General features: G+C 36.7%; 13 protein-coding genes, 1 pseudogene and 1 riboswitch. Of the genes and pseudogenes, 7 read left to right on the forward strand and 7 right to left on the reverse strand.

What is annotated here, in order from left to right:
- Window positions 1-257: 257 nt before the first annotated feature.
- Window positions 258-1,169, reverse strand: a complete 912-nt coding sequence (locus AAHB12_RS24450) for a 1,4-dihydroxy-2-naphthoate polyprenyltransferase (RefSeq protein WP_342047682.1) — start codon at window positions 1,167-1,169, stop codon at window positions 258-260.
- A gap of 341 nt (window positions 1,170-1,510) precedes the next feature.
- On the opposite strand from AAHB12_RS24450, the gene AAHB12_RS24455 reads away from it, so the two are divergent.
- Entirely contained in the window at window positions 1,511-2,014 is a 504-nt protein-coding gene (locus AAHB12_RS24455; protein ID WP_342047683.1) for a DUF6241 domain-containing protein, read from the forward strand.
- A gap of 152 nt (window positions 2,015-2,166) precedes the next feature.
- Window positions 2,167-2,311: riboswitch (cyclic di-AMP (ydaO/yuaA leader) on the forward strand.
- Between the two features lie 449 nt (window positions 2,312-2,760).
- Here the strand turns inward: AAHB12_RS24455 and AAHB12_RS24460 are convergent.
- From AAHB12_RS24460 to AAHB12_RS24470, 3 genes and pseudogenes are all read right to left on the reverse strand, one after another.
- Window positions 2,761-3,900, reverse strand: coding sequence for a glycerate kinase (locus AAHB12_RS24460; protein ID WP_342047685.1), 1,140 nt, complete (start codon window positions 3,898-3,900; stop codon window positions 2,761-2,763).
- A 249-nt stretch (window positions 3,901-4,149) separates the two neighbouring features.
- Window positions 4,150-5,238 carry a CdaR family transcriptional regulator gene (locus tag AAHB12_RS24465; RefSeq protein WP_342047686.1) on the reverse strand — a complete coding sequence of 363 codons (1,089 nt, stop codon included), beginning with the start codon at window positions 5,236-5,238 and terminating at the stop codon, window positions 4,150-4,152.
- Window positions 5,213-5,816, reverse strand: a pseudogene (locus tag AAHB12_RS24470) (NADPH-dependent FMN reductase). Before AAHB12_RS24470 ends, AAHB12_RS24465 begins: the two are co-directional and overlap by 26 nt.
- Window positions 5,817-6,028: 212 nt before the next feature.
- On the opposite strand from AAHB12_RS24470, the gene AAHB12_RS24475 reads away from it, so the two are divergent.
- Window positions 6,029-6,304 (forward strand): ferritin-like domain-containing protein, encoded by a 276-nt coding sequence (locus AAHB12_RS24475; RefSeq protein WP_446715607.1) that lies wholly within the window; start codon window positions 6,029-6,031, stop codon window positions 6,302-6,304.
- 21 nt (window positions 6,305-6,325) lie between these two features.
- On the forward strand, window positions 6,326-6,673 hold the full coding sequence (locus tag AAHB12_RS24480) for a spore coat protein (RefSeq protein WP_129728274.1): 348 nt from the start codon (window positions 6,326-6,328) through the stop codon (window positions 6,671-6,673).
- 325 nt (window positions 6,674-6,998) lie between these two features.
- On the opposite strand, the gene AAHB12_RS24485 is transcribed toward AAHB12_RS24480, so the two are convergent.
- The gene (locus tag AAHB12_RS24485; RefSeq protein WP_342047691.1) at window positions 6,999-8,351 is read right to left on the reverse strand and encodes a D-serine ammonia-lyase; all 1,353 of its coding nucleotides are present in this window, start codon (window positions 8,349-8,351) and stop codon (window positions 6,999-7,001) included.
- Between the two features lie 161 nt (window positions 8,352-8,512).
- Between AAHB12_RS24485 and AAHB12_RS24490 the strand changes: the two genes are divergently transcribed.
- Both AAHB12_RS24490 and AAHB12_RS24495 read left to right on the forward strand, forming a co-directional pair.
- Window positions 8,513-9,058 (forward strand): cupin domain-containing protein, encoded by a 546-nt coding sequence (locus AAHB12_RS24490; protein ID WP_129728272.1) that lies wholly within the window; start codon window positions 8,513-8,515, stop codon window positions 9,056-9,058.
- A gap of 36 nt (window positions 9,059-9,094) precedes the next feature.
- Window positions 9,095-9,640, forward strand: coding sequence for a sugar O-acetyltransferase (locus AAHB12_RS24495; protein ID WP_129728271.1), 546 nt, complete (start codon window positions 9,095-9,097; stop codon window positions 9,638-9,640).
- Between the two features lie 318 nt (window positions 9,641-9,958).
- Here AAHB12_RS24495 and AAHB12_RS24500 read toward each other — a convergent pair whose 3' ends face one another.
- On the reverse strand, window positions 9,959-11,359 hold the full coding sequence (locus tag AAHB12_RS24500; protein WP_342047694.1) for an amino acid permease: 1,401 nt from the start codon (window positions 11,357-11,359) through the stop codon (window positions 9,959-9,961).
- A 486-nt stretch (window positions 11,360-11,845) separates the two neighbouring features.
- The gene (gene hmpA, locus AAHB12_RS24505; protein WP_342047696.1) at window positions 11,846-13,084 is read right to left on the reverse strand and encodes an NO-inducible flavohemoprotein; all 1,239 of its coding nucleotides are present in this window, start codon (window positions 13,082-13,084) and stop codon (window positions 11,846-11,848) included.
- Between the two features lie 239 nt (window positions 13,085-13,323).
- On the opposite strand from hmpA, the gene AAHB12_RS24510 reads away from it, so the two are divergent.
- A complete protein-coding gene (locus tag AAHB12_RS24510) occupies window positions 13,324-13,761 on the forward strand; it encodes an RrF2 family transcriptional regulator (RefSeq protein WP_342047697.1) in 438 nt (145 codons plus the stop codon).
- A 175-nt stretch (window positions 13,762-13,936) separates the two neighbouring features.
- Window positions 13,937-14,779, forward strand: a complete 843-nt coding sequence (locus AAHB12_RS24515; RefSeq protein WP_342047698.1) for an aldo/keto reductase — start codon at window positions 13,937-13,939, stop codon at window positions 14,777-14,779.
- Window positions 14,780-15,201: the final 422 nt, after the last annotated feature.

Raw genomic sequence — 15,201 nt, forward strand, 5'->3', positions numbered from 1 at the left:
AGTATATATCCTATGCATGTTAATCACATACTATCAAAATTCAACGTATCTAAAAGCCTATAACAATGCCCTCCAATCAAGTGACATAGAGGGTATTGTTTGTTTACATAATTTTTGAAAGAGGCGTAGTTGTCCCTATACTTTATTCCTAAAATTTCTCACTACGTCGAATTGTCTCCTCGCTAGAAATTTATACATTCTTAAAGTGAAATAAATGAAAAAAGCATCCCCTCTACCGTTCGGGAATGCTTTTCTATTTAAAACAAATAACTAATTAATAGTCCTGCTGATAACAGGAAGGCAAAAATCGTATTTGTGATCGCTGTTGCTTTCATTGCTACACGCATATATTGCGGTTCTTTTGCTCCTTTTCGAAAACTTCGAATGGCAGAAATTGGCTTTTTTAAACCTAGGAACATAACCAATGCCCAAGGGCTTACATAACCCAGCAATACAATCGCTACAATCCATAAATAGGAAAGTAAAAAGGAAATAGCTAGGGCTGCCACTGCCTTCTCTCTTCCAAGGAGGATAGCCAACGTTTTTCTTCCACCTTTAATGTCTTCATCAATATCCCGGATGTTATTCGACATGTTGATTGCCCCTACTAAAATCCCAATCGGAATGGAAATCAATATACTTTCAACTGTTAACATATGGGCTTGAATAAAGAAAGCAATGAGTACAAAGCCTGTCCCCATTGATAATCCAGAAAATAACTCTCCCAGTGGCGTATACGCAATTGGGAATGGACCACCTGTGTATAAATAGCCAACTGCCATCCCGAATAAACCGATGACCGCTAACCACCAGCTACTATTCATGCAGATATACACACCGATACATGCTGCCACGATATACAATACAATCGCAACTGTTAAAACATTTTTTGGCTTCAATCCATGACGGACGATTCCACCACCAATTCCAACAGAATCAGCAGTATCTAATCCACGTTTAAAATCATAATATTCATTAAATAAATTCGTTGCAATTTGCAATGCTAAACATGCAAGCATCATCGCAATAAATAAAAGCCAATGGATCTTGGTTTCATAAAGTGCTGCAACTGTCCCTAATATGACAGGAGCAAATGTCGCCGTTAATGTATGAGGTCGCGTCATTCTCCACATTAATTTAGCGGAACTAATTTCTTTTTGATTCTCCATAAATTGTTCCCTCTCCCTGCATTTCAGTATTACATCACTAGAAGTATTTTTTCTATCTACCTCCTGTTTGCATGATACATTATACCAAGTAAATGCTTATCCTGACATGATTTAATATTAGGAAAGTTAAAAACACACATCAAAAATTAAACTGTCCTGCACTTTTAATTAAGAAATATTTCTTTTGCACGTTCAGATATGTCATCATCTATCACTTTTCTATGGTATTTGATAACCAAAACTAAGTGCTAGTTCAATAAGTCTTCTTTCTCACTTGTAGACCATCCAAATTATTCAGATGTTATAATGAGCAATAAAGGATTTTCCAACAGGGGGATATTATGACAAAATCAATAATGAAGTTTTTAATGTGGATTACGATTTCCATCGGTTTACTCGTAGGAAGTGTTTATGCTACTTTTTCCTATATTGACCATTGGGAAAGTAAGAATGTAAAGACTTCAACCAAGGCTGAAAAAGGACCAACTGAGGTTCAAATCAAAGATGAAGTTGATTTTAAGTCTGAAATGATTACTGATGCAGAGGTACAAACCATTCTTCATGGAATGACTCACCAAAAGGTAGCAGCCAATGAGAAATGGACATTTACTAGAATGTCTTCAAAAAACATTAAGGCAACAATTGCAATAGTTGAGAAAAATAAAGACCATCTTTCTCAGTATGATTTTTATATGAAAGCTCTAAGAGAATGGGAAAAGGGTGATTTCTCCCACTGTGTTGAGGTTCATAATCAGGTTTGGAAATGGCAAGGTGGAAACGTTGGAATAGCCACAAGACTTGCTACAGCAGAAGAAGAAAAGACTTATTTGGAAAGTGCGAATTGATAAACCAGGTGGAGAAATAGATGCTATCCTCTCATCAAAATGCAAGTCGCATGACACATGCATATTTTTTTATGTCACAAACGAGTTTTGCACCACAACCAAAAAATTTCATTTGCACTCATTGTTAAAATATGGTAATCTATAAAATACCAAAAAATTTTTTGCTGAATCCTGAATTAGGAGCGGGGGAACCAAACCAGTGATTATAAGTCACTAGGGGCGAATCCTTTTAAGGTAGGGAAACTCTCTAATCCCGAGCCCGACAGCTAACCTCGTAAGCGTATGAAGAGAGGATGTGGCATCATGCCTCATATAAGTTCTCCTTAAGGGTATAGATGACTTTTAGAGTCATTTATTAGCATCTATTACCATATGAAGGGAGAAGATCTATTATGTGGATTCGTTTTATTGTTATTGGTTTTTTCTCTTTTACTGCAGTATCTCTCATGGGATATCAAATATTAGAAATTATCCAAGCATACATCGACATGTTATCTCATAAACAATAAAAATACTACACAAAAAGTGACCCTTGTGGCCACTTTTTGTGTAGTATTTTTTCTATAGCTCCCGATAATTCGAATTATTTATATTAAGTAGTCTATTTAATTAATCTTCTGTTGTGTGTCTTAACAAAAATAAGCTGTTCAGGTAATCAATCAATACACTGATACAAGGCTTCTCTGTTGAATGTGTTATGAGTTTCTTGAGAGAGTTGCCGATGTTCGCTTACACTTTGATCATCATTAACGAACCGCTCGAATCAATCGAAATAACTGCTTAGTAGTTAATCGTAAATTATCAAAAGTTATTTTTGAATCCATTGCTTCTTCAAGAGACATTGGTGCATTCATAATAGAGAAATAAGAAGTTATGCCAAGTTTATTTAAGGTTGATGTTTCCTCTGAAATACCGCCTGCTAGTGCAATTACTGGGATATGGTGTTTATGTGCTAATTGTGCCACACCTAAGGGAGCTTTCCCCATTGAAGTTTGTCCATCTAACCTTCCTTCCCCTGTAATAACAAAATCGGCACCTTGTATCTTTTCTTCCATTGCAATGAGATCTAAAATTAATTGGATTCCAGACTGGAGACTTGCATGTAAAAAGCCTGCAAATGCAGCTCCAAGTCCACCGGCGGCTCCTGCACCAGCTATATTATGAATATCCATACCTAGCTCATCCAGAACAATCTGTGCAAAGTTTTCAAGCCCTTGATCAAGCTCTTTGATCATTTCTGCTGTTGCGCCTTTTTGGGGACCAAAAATATAAGCAGCTCCGGTTGGTCCATAAAGAGGATTATTCACATCACAAGCCACTTTAAATGTGCAAGCCTGGAGCTCAGGGTGTATATCGGCTACATCGATTTTGTGGATGTGTTGCAGTTCCTTTCCTCCCCAACCGATTTCTTCATTGTACTGATTTAAGAATTTAAACCCCAATGCTTGAAGCATCCCAACGCCCGCATCATTTGTAGCACTCCCTCCAAGCCCGATGACAAAGTCGCGACATCCTTTCTCTATCGCATCGCAAATCAGTTCACCAACTCCATATGTAGTTGTAATAAATGGATTGCGTTTGTTAGAAGGAACAAGTGGTAAACCACATGCTGCCGCCACTTCAATCACTGCTGTTTTTTTATCTCCTAAAATACCGTATACAGCATCTACCTTCTCATGTAACGGGCCTATTACCTCCCTTTTGACAAATTGTCCTTCGGTTGCTTGAACCAACGCTTCTACAGTTCCTTCTCCGCCGTCCGCTAAAGGAAGGGTCACAATCTCTATATCAGGATCGACATCTTTTATTCCTAAAGAAATGGCTTTGCTGCCGTCTATGGAAGAAATGCTTCCTTTAAATGAATCGATAGCAATTAAAACCTTCATTTTTTAAGACCTCCTTTACTTATGTTTAATTATAGACGAAGTAAAATGAGGATGTTATGGGCTACGTAACAAATAATTAGACAAAATTTTGGTTCCCGTAATAAAGAAAACCCGCCGATTGGCGATCCCTGCCTTTGGGCGAAGACAGAGGCGTAGCCCTACTTATACTTTATCCCTAAAATTTTCCACTACGTCGAATTGTCTTCTGGCTAGAAATTTATACTTTCTTAAAGTGCAAAAAACTTCAAACTAAAGCGTTTGAAGCAAAAGAGCAATATAAAGTTTAACGGAATCATGGTATTCTCTTGGATTTACCTTTGTTTTTTCAGCAATTTTGTCAAGACGATATTGTAGCGTATTTTTATGAATAAATAACTCCGCAGCTGTCTCTTTTAAAGAAAGATTATACTTGTAGTAGGTGTGTAAGAGTGTCCTTTCTGCTTCCGAAAGCTTACCCACTAGTTTCAAAGCATAGTCATTTCTTATATGGGGATCAATATTTTCCATGATCATTTCTAAGTCAAGTTTTGCGTATTCACATACACGTACTTGCTTTGAAAGGGCATATTTTAAGGCAAACTTTGCATGTTTATAGGACGTCGCGAGTTCTTCTAAAGCACTGATGCTGCCAATTCCGATAGAACAACTTATCTGCATGGAATCAAAATACGATTTTAATATTTGTACTGTCGTTTCATACTGCGATTCATTAACAATGATAGCATATTGGTTTGGGAACAAATAAGTAAAGAGTTTGATTCCTTGCTTTAGTAAAATATCGTGCATATTAACAGGAAGTGAAGAGGGATTGTTTAACCCATGTATATGGATGACACTTACAAACGCAACCTCTTCTAGCTCATATTGAAGCTGTTGTAAATAGTCCTTCATGGAAGCATTATTTTTTTCATCCTCAAAAATAAGCATGCGCACAATAGAGGAACGTAGTTCATCTAAAGAATAAACTTTATCTGCCATCGTTTGTTCTTTAATCAATACTTCTGTAATCTTTGTGAGTAAAAATCCTAACGATTTACATTCTTCGGGATCACCTGATATACCAATGATACCAAGCATCTGTTGGTCAATCATAACCGGATAGTTAATGCCTTTTTTCGTTCCTTTGAATGTGTTATTCTCAGAAACCTCTACTACCGTTCTCTTTTCTTTTACTTGAAAAGCAGCTTCGTGAAAGGAGCCAATTCGGCTGGGATCAGTACTAGCAATAATTTTTCCGTCTAATTGTATAAAGTTGATGTCCTTTCCAACCACTTCTTTTGCTGCATCTACAATTGTTTGGGCTAACGAATGGCTAATTCGGAAATTTTCTTTCATCATCGCTTATGTCCTCAATATTATAAAATGTATGATTAAAAATAGATGAAATAAGGGAATTAAGCACTGACTTTAACTGTTTCTTTGTTGTGGAATCTAAGATTTCAGCTTTATTATTAATCTTGGTTCCTACATGAGCAATTTGTAGTGTGCTTTCTTTTGGTATTTTTGCTTCGACCATCTGCAATGTGAGCATAATTGACTCATGAGCTTTATCTCCACCTGAACTATGTGGAGAAGCACTAATAACAGCAACTGGTTTATTCATGAGTTCTCCCGAAGACACAACCCAATCAAGAGCATTTTTTAGGACCCCTGGAACCCCCCTAGCATACTCTGGAGTGCATATTATTACGCCCTTAGCTAGTTTTTAATTGTTCGCGTAAGTCTTTAACAGAAGAAGGAGGATCCTCTGTATCTATTTCAGGATTAAAATGTGGGAGATGTTCCAGTCCTTCATAAAAATGAAAATCAATATTTTCTGATTTCAGATTAGAAATAGCATATAAAATATTTGTATTAGAAGAGTTCTTTCGTAAACTTCCTGAAATAGCAAGTATCTTTATTCTTTTTTCATTCATAGTATCATCCATTCTATTAACTACAAATTTGATTTTTAAATTTCCATTATTTCTTCAAATTCCTTAATATTCCATCCCCATAATCATATTGTTTTGAAATGTTATGTTCAACTAATTTGCTTCATCAGTTGAATAAAGAACCCTGTATATTCTGGATATTATTTGCTAATTCTAAGCCAGATATGAAAACGAAAGGAGATTTTTCAATGCAAATGCAAACACAAATGAATCAACCACAGATTCCTAATCCACCTAGAGCGATTACGACGAAAGATTTGCTTTACATTAAAGATGTCTTATCATGGGAGCTTCTAGCATTTAAGAAATTTCATCATCTAGCCGAGCAGGTAAACAATCCTGATATAAAACAAGCACTGGAAAAAACAGGGCAAATGCACCAAAATCACTATCAAAGATTACTCCCCCATCTGCAGGTTAATAACAATGAAGCATTAGCACATTTACCGAATTCTCATCCTTTACAGTAATAAAAAATGGAGGTAGCAAAAATGCAAACTCAGCAAAATCAAAACAGTAACCAAATTGCGAATCAACAAACAGGCCAGCTGCCAAAAGTGAAAGGACCAGAAATGAATGACCGTGATTTTATCAACGATGGTCTCAGCGCTTGTAAACATTTAACAGACAGTTTAAATATCGCTGTACGTGAAGCAAGCCACGATCAGCTTCATAACGACATACTTCAAATACTAAACGAAACACATCAAAGCTGCCGTGAGCTCTATACTTTAATGTTTCAAAATGGCTGGTATAAGCTTGAAGCTGAAGATCAGCAAAAACTGGATCAAGCATACAAGCAATTTAGCAACTACTCAACCCAATTTCCATACTCTTAATTAAAAGTTAAAAGAGACATCCAGTATTATTTATTAACTCAAACTTCACACCTAAATAGATAGGTAAAAGTTTTGTGTTTGTTTAGTTAGTTATTGTTTCGTTCTACTCTGTATTATGGCTTTGAAATGAAGTTACGGTGTTTATAAAAAAGATTGATCAAAATATAGTCCGTATTTTTATAAAAACGTTGATACATTAAGGATTATAAACGTTTTTTACTAAACTTTATTCTAAAATATGCGGTCTGTGTGACTTTCTTTTTTATTTGACGTAATTTCTCTAAATTTAAATGTGATTGTCTAAAATAAAAAACACGGGGATCAACTAACCCCGTGTTACATTCAATCCTTTTTGATAATATTGCTTCATCATTTCTTCAGGAACCATATTTCCACCAGTCCCCCAAACAATATGCGTACCCTTACTCATTTTTTCTGTTAAATTGTGCTTCAGTAAATAATCTGCCCCTTCTTTATATAATTTAATTGGTCCTATCATGCCTGCCAGTGCTGAAGGTTCTAGATGAATCCCCTCTGTATCAACTAGTTCCTTTAATAATTTATACAATTGTTCATCGCTAATCGTATAATTACCACTTATAAACGGTTCCATAGTTTTACCCACAAATCCAGATGCTCTTCCAACAGCAAGCCCATCAGCGTCTGTTTCATTATCAATACCAATTTCTTGTACAGAAATCTTATCATGAAGTCCGGTCATTAAACCAAGTAACATACATGGAGAGTGGGTAGGTTCAGCAAAGAAACAATGAACATGGTCTTGATACAATAACTTCAAGCCAAAAGCTATACCGCCAGGACCACCGCCTACTCCACATGGAAGGTAAACAAATAAAGGATGATTTTCATCAATGGTTATCTCTAACTCTTCTAATTGTTTTTTTAATCGAGATGCTGCCACGGCGTATCCTAAAAATAAGTCATGAGAATTCTCATCATCCACAAAATAACATGTAGGGTCCCCATCTGCTTGGATTCGACCTTCCTCCACTGCTTTACTATAATCCGCTTCATATTCAATGACATGAACATTCTTTCCTCGAAGCAAGTCTTTTTTCCATTGTTTTGCATCAGCAGACATATGAACAGTCACATTAAAACCTAACTTTGCACTCATGATGCCTATACTAAGTCCTAAATTCCCAGTCGAACCTACTGCGATTGAATATTGTGAGAAGAATGTTCGAAACCTATCGCTATCTAAAATTGAATAGTCATCTTGAATTGTCAACAATTGATGTTGAAGAGCTAATTCTTCGGCATGTTTGAGAACTTCATAAATCCCGCCTCTTGCTTTTATAGACCCTGATATAGGAAGGTGACTATCACACTTAAGCAATAACTCACCTAATATAGGCTGTTGATAATTCTGTTCTAAGGATTGTTTCATGGAAGGAATTTTCACTAAAGGAGATTCTATTATCCCATTCAGCTTTTTTGTTTCTGGGAAGACCCTTGCGATATATGGAGCAAAACGTTTCAATCTTTCCTCTGCATCCTCTACATTATCTTGAGTAAGGGGAGAATTTCCGATTCCTGTTTTATATTTTTTAACATTAGGATTTAACCACAATATTTCTTCCATCGAAATGAGTTTGTTTAGTAAAGGATAGTGGTCTTTTAATGTTTGTAGATTTCTGCATTCAATCTCTTTCATTTAGTTAATCCTCCTAATCGACTTGATTATAACCATCAAGGTGAATTAAAATCTAATTAAACAAACGTTAAATAAAATTTAACACAAACCGTTTAAGTTGTTAAGTTTTATTTAAAGATGTTAAATTAAAATTAACGTTTTTTATCAAGGAGTGCATAGCAATGGAAAATATAGATATTGGTAAGAAGGTTGAAAAGTATAGGAAAACTAAAGATTTAAGTATTAGAGAACTAGCAAAGTTAGCTGAAATAACACCTTCAATGTTAAGCCAGATTGAACGTGGCTTAGCAAACCCTTCTATTCAAACCCTTAAAACTTTAGCGAAATCCCTAGATGTTCCTACATTTAGTTTCTTCATTGAAGAAACCAACACGATGAATTTAGTTGTTAGATCGAATAGCCGAAAGAAAATGATCATTGAAAACTTATCTTATGAGCTCGTTTCGCCTGATTTTACTGGAAACCTTGCAGCAGCCATTATGAATTTCCCACCGAACACAGCTTCATCCGAGAAACTGTTGGGGCATAAAGGAGAAGAAGTTGCTTATGTATTAGAAGGTAAAATTAAAGTGTTTTTAAATGATGAGGAATTCATATTAGAATCTGGTGACAGTGTAAAAATACCAGCACATATGAAGCATAAATGGGAAAATAACTTTGATAAAAATGCTGCTATACTTTTTTCAGTAACTCCACCAGCTTTTTAGATAAGAGTCTAATTTTAATAAGATTGGAGACGCAATATGGCTCAAACAGATAAAGAAAGAATTATGTACCAAAGAGGAACAGAAGAATTGAAACAGAAGAGTATTCGTGCTCATAAACTCGTTCAGGAATTTAACAGAAGTGACGTTGAGGACTTTGAAAAAAGAGAAAACCTTATTCAAGAGTTGTTCGGAAGTGTAGGTGAAAATGTTAGTATTGAACACAATTTTCACTGTGACTTAGGTTATAACATTCACGTTGGTAAGAACTTCTACGCTGGATATAACTGCACAATCTTAGATATGGCAGAAGTAAGAATTGGCGATGACTGCATGATAGGTCCGAATGTTGGAATTTATACCGCTGGACACTCGATAGAACCTAAAGATAGGAATAAGAGTGGATATGCGATACCAATCGGGATCGGTAACAGTGTATGGATTGGGGGGAACTGTGTCATTTTGCCTGGAATTACGATTGGTGATAACTCCATTGTTGCGGGAGGATCAGTCGTTACAAAAGATGTACCTCCTAATACGATTGTAGCAGGAAATCCAGCAAAGCCATTAAGAACCATCGAGTAAGGAGTTGTTAAAAGATGACTTCCGCTTTCGAATGTTATACCAACAGGCAGCCCCAGACAGAATAGCTGTCATAGACCACAAAGGGACTTACTACAAAAGTAACAATACAAATACTTTCTAAATAAATCTACTAATGCCGATTACCAAAAACTATATAAAAAGGCAACCCCCTAGGGGATGTTGACAAATAAAGACCAAAAGCAAAAGAAGACGAATCACTACAGGATAGTGGTTCATCTTCTTTGTTATTACTATATTTTGTGCCTTAGTGTTCGGCAATTTAGCTTGTCAGCAGCCCCAATAAATCCTCCTTGCTGCTTAGCTGATATGCTCTTCCTTTATTCTATCCTTTGAATTCTTTTTATGTAAGCCGGTTAAAAAGTAAAAAGCAATTAAAAGTATGATCCAAGATGGGCCAACATATAAGGCAATTCGTGTATCTGGGCTAATAGCCATCACGACAAGAACAAAGGCTAAAAACACGAGCGAAATATACGATGACAATGGGAAAAAAGGAACCTTATATTTCAACGTTTTCTTCTCACTAGAATTTAAGTTTTTGCGGTAAGCTATCTGTGATAGTAAAATAATTCCCCATGTCCAAATAGCTGCAAACGTGGCAATACTCGTTACCCATGTAAATACCTTGGCCGGCACAACATAATTTAATAGAACACCCATCAATAAAACAACGGCTGAACAAATAACAGCGAATCCTGGGATGCCATTTTTTGTTACTCCCCCTAATTTTTTGGGTGCATCTCCATTTTCAGCAAGGTTAAACAGCATTCTCGCCGTACTAAAAATTCCACTGTTACAAGATGAAAGTGCGGCTGTTAAAACAACAAAGTTGATGATGCCTGCTGCAGCTGGAATCCCAAGTTGTTCAAAGGTCAACACAAACGGACTACCTTTTGAGCCGATTTCATTCCAGGGGTAAATCGACATAATCACAAATAATGCACCAACATAGAAGATAAGAATCCGCCAGAACACATTATCAATGGCTTTAGCCAGGTTTTTCTGCGGGTTTTTAACTTCCCCGGCAGTGACGCCAATCATTTCAATTCCAAGGTAGGCAAACATGACCATTTGCATCGACATTAACAGTCCGTTTATACCGTGCGGGAAAAATCCTCCGTGGCTCCAAAGGTTATGAATGCCAGTCGCAATCCCGCCATTTCCAAAACCAAAAATAATCATTCCAGCACCGGACACAATCATTAAAATAATTGTGACGATTTTGATAAGGGCAAACCAGAACTCCAATTCACCATAGGCTTTTACAGCAAGGAAGTTGACTAATGACATTAGCAATAGTGCGGCTAACGACCAAAGCCAGCGCGGGATGTCAGGAATCCAGTATTGCATATAAATACCTACAGCTGTAATTTCAGCCATACAGGTGGCAATCCATAAAAACCAATAGGTCCATCCAGTTAAGTATCCCGCAAGTGGTCCTAAATAATCATGCGAATATTGGCTGAAGGAACCGGCAACAGGCTTTTGGATCGCCATTTCCCCAAGGGCTCTCATAATAAAAAACATAATAAGTCCAGCGATGGCATATACGACTAATATTCCCGGCCCTGCTGTCTGTATGGCTGTAGACGAGCCAAGAAATAAGCCGACCCCAATCGCAGCCCCTAAAGACATTAGGGTAATATGTCTTTCCTCTAATCCCCTCTGAAGTTCTTTGTTTTGTGTGTTCTTAACCATGATTCACCTCTCCTACACTAAATCGATACAAAGTTCTATTCATATATAGTTATGAAAAATAATTATAACATTTTTTCATAGGAAAGTAATATATTCACCTACAACTCGATTTCTCATAGTCATCTTGTATTCAATTTGATAGTGAGAAATCGTTTGTTTCATCCTTACCTCTGCTTGTCTTTGCTACAGCGTATGAAGGGAAAGTTTGAGGTATTCCATAAAACCTTCCTCCTAATTTGTATGACCGTGTTCCTTTCTTATTGGAACACGGATTTTTTGTGTTGAATGTAAACTATGCCCTATAGGTGTACATTAGTTTTGTTGATTTCAACTAGAAATAGTAAAAAAAGCTAAGCATAGGCACCCTGATGAGTCCTACACTTAGCTTCCTCGTTCCCCCTCTATTAACTAATCGTTCAACACGCCCCTGTTAATAGATACAATTAACCTGAAAAACCCAATTTTCTTCCAGTTCTATCTTTCGCTTTAATTTTGAGTTACTTCTTCTTTCTTATCTAAATTCACAGCAGGTCCGAAAAATTCGAAATGAATTCGATTTTGCGGTACTCCCCACTCTAAAAGTGCACTGCGAATAGCTTTCATAAATGGAAGTGGTCCGCAGAAGTAAAAGTCAGCTTCATTTGATTGCAGCACTTCTTTTAACCATGGAAGATCGATGTAGCCTTCCTTGTCATAATTACCCGCTGCACGATCTTTTTCCGTTGGCGCCTCATAGCAGATAAAGGATTTTACATGTTTCTTTTCCTGTGTCAACTTTTCAACAGAATCACGCAGTGCATGGTGTTCTCCATTAATAGCTGCGTGGATAAATGTTACATCACGTTCAGGTTGCTTTTCTGCAACTGTATTCAGCATACTTACCATTGGCGTTAAGCCAACTCCACCGCTGATTAAAACAACAGGTATAGTAGTATTCATATTTAATGTAAAGTCTCCCGCAGGAGCGCTTATTTCCAATGTATCTCCTTCTTTTATTTGATTATGAAGGTAATTGGACACTTTTCCATCAGGGTAGTTGTTTCCACGCTCACGCTTTACACTAATCCGATAATAGTCTTTCCCTGGTGCATCTGATAGACTGTATTGGCGGATATGTGTATACTGTTCTCCTGGGTCACTTATTTTTACACTAATATACTGCCCAGGCAGAAATGAAGGAAGAAGTTGAGTGTCTTGCGGCTTTAGATAAAATGATGTGATAGCCGTGCTTTCTGTTACCTTTTTGTCCACAACAAAGGTTCTGAATCCTGCCCATCCACCTTCTTGCTGTTCTGCCTCATCATACATTTCTTTTTCTATACTAATAAATGCCTGAGCAATGACACCGTATGCTTCACCCCATGCATCAATAATTTCATCTGTTGCCGCATCACCCAATACGTCCTTAATTGCTAATAATAAATGCTCACCAACAATAGGATAATGTTCTGGTTTTACACCGAGGCTGCGATGCTTGTGTGCAATTTGCTTAACAACAGGAATGATTTGTTCCAGCTTATCAATATGCTGGGCTGCTGCATATACAGTATTTGCAAGCGCTCCTTGTTGTCTCCCTTGCTTTTGATTCATATGATTAAAGATGTTTAAAAGTTCAGGATGATTCGTAAACATCATTTCATAAAAACGCTTTGTAATTGCTTCTCCATAAATTTCCAACGCGGGAACGGTCGCTTTAATTGTCTCAATTGTTTTTGCGCTTAACATAGCGATAACCTCCATGTGTCTGTTTTTTTATGACTTATTTAAAGATGTATTTTAAATATATCTTTATCATAGTGATAACCTTACTTAAAAGCAATATTTAAAATACATCTTTAACAAATTAGACATAATTTGCTTTTTTTCAAACTTATAACTTGCTAATGGGTATCTCCCTTTTGTATTCCTAAAAAAATATAGTAAGATAAAAGTAATTACATGCTGTTTTGAAAGAGGTCGAGGCAATGCGCCTAACACAATATACTGACTATTCCTTAAGGGTTCTGATTTATTTAGCAATGCAAAATAATGACCAACTTGCAAACATTAAGGATATCGCCGAAAAATATACCATCTCCAAAAACCATCTCATGAAAGTGATCCATGAACTTGGTAAGCTTGGCTTTATTGAAACGATAAGAGGCCGAAACGGTGGAATCCGTCTTGCATTAAAGCCAGATGAAATTAACATAGGAGCTGTTATTCGTAAAACAGAGGAAGATTTCCATATGGTGGAATGCTTTAATAGTGAAAAAAACACTTGTATTTTGAGTCCTACCTGCCGGTTAAAACATATCCTACATGATGCACTTCAGGCTTATCTAAATGTATTAGATCAATATACGCTTGCCGATATTGTCACACAGGATGGGCTTTTAGAACTATTTAACTTTCAAACTTGATGATTACAATTGAAAAGGCTGTTGGAAAGATGAACAGCTTTTTCAATTGTGTTAGTACGGAAATCTAACGATTATAGTTTATATAAATCTGACAAGGAAACAGCAGTTCAATTATTTGAATTTCTGTTCATACAGATGATAATCTTAAAATATTACTGAAAAGGAGTGATTAATTATGAGTATATCAATCCCAGAGATTACGCTTAATGATGGCCTTACTTTACCAGTTATAGGTCTTGGTACATATAGCCTGAATGGAAATGCAGGTTCCAATGCTATAACTAGCGCAATTGACGCAGGTTATCGACTAATTGATACTGCTTATAATTATGAAAATGAAGGGACTGTAGGTGAAGCTGTTCGGCGAAGTTCGATTCCACGGGAGGAACTAAGAATTACCTCCAAATTGCCGGGTCGTTATCAAGCGTACGATAAAGCGGTTACTACCATTCAAGAATCCTTATACCGTGCAAATCTAGATTATTATGATTTATACCTTATTCATTGGCCTAATCCTAAGCAGGATAAATATGTAGAAGCTTGGCAAGCATTACTTGACGCTAAAAAATCGGGGCTGATTCGTTCAATTGGTGTTTGTAATTTCTTACCTGAACATATAGAACGTTTAGAAAAAGAAACTGGCACGAAGCCAAGCATAAACCAAATAGAATTACACCCATTCTTTAACCAGGAACAACAAAGAATATGGCACGAAGAGAACAACATTACAATAGAGTCCTGGAGTCCATTAGCTCGAGCAAGTGCCGTTCTACAAAATGAAACGCTTGGAAGGATTGCTGACTCTCATAACAAGACGATTTCACAGGTTATTTTACGTTGGCACTATCAGCTAGGGGCAATCCCAATTCCTAAATCTTCATCTCCTGAACGACAACTTGAGAATCTCTCAATTTTTGATTTTTCCCTAACTGAAACGGAAATGAGTATGATCGCAGAATTAACTCGTCCAGATGGTAGAATTAACAATCAAGATCCTGCTACTTATGAAGAATTTTAACAATTGCAGGTAAAACAGTTCTGGTGTAAATACAATGATCGTTTGCAAAAATGAATAGTGTTATACAGATACTTCTGTTGTCTTATTTGTGTGCCAGAAGGTTTGCTTTTTTCCTTGTAATTCTTGCATCACTACAGAATACACTGATTCTTATCAACTGCGATTATCCAAGGAGAGAATACATACGAAATCAGCCAAGGCTTCTTTGAAAAAGCACTTGGCTGATTTTTATTACACACGGGTATTGAATTTTTTTACACTGTAAGAAAGTATACATTTCTAGCTAGGAGACCATTCGACGTAGTAAGGAACTTTAGGAATGCAGTATAAGGGCAACTACGCCTCTGTCTCCGCCCAAGGTCAGGGGGGGGCGGGTGGGGGGGGCGGGCCCCGTTTAAACAAAAAAAAAAATTTTTTTTTTT

This window comes from Bacillus sp. OTU530, from assembly GCF_038440375.1.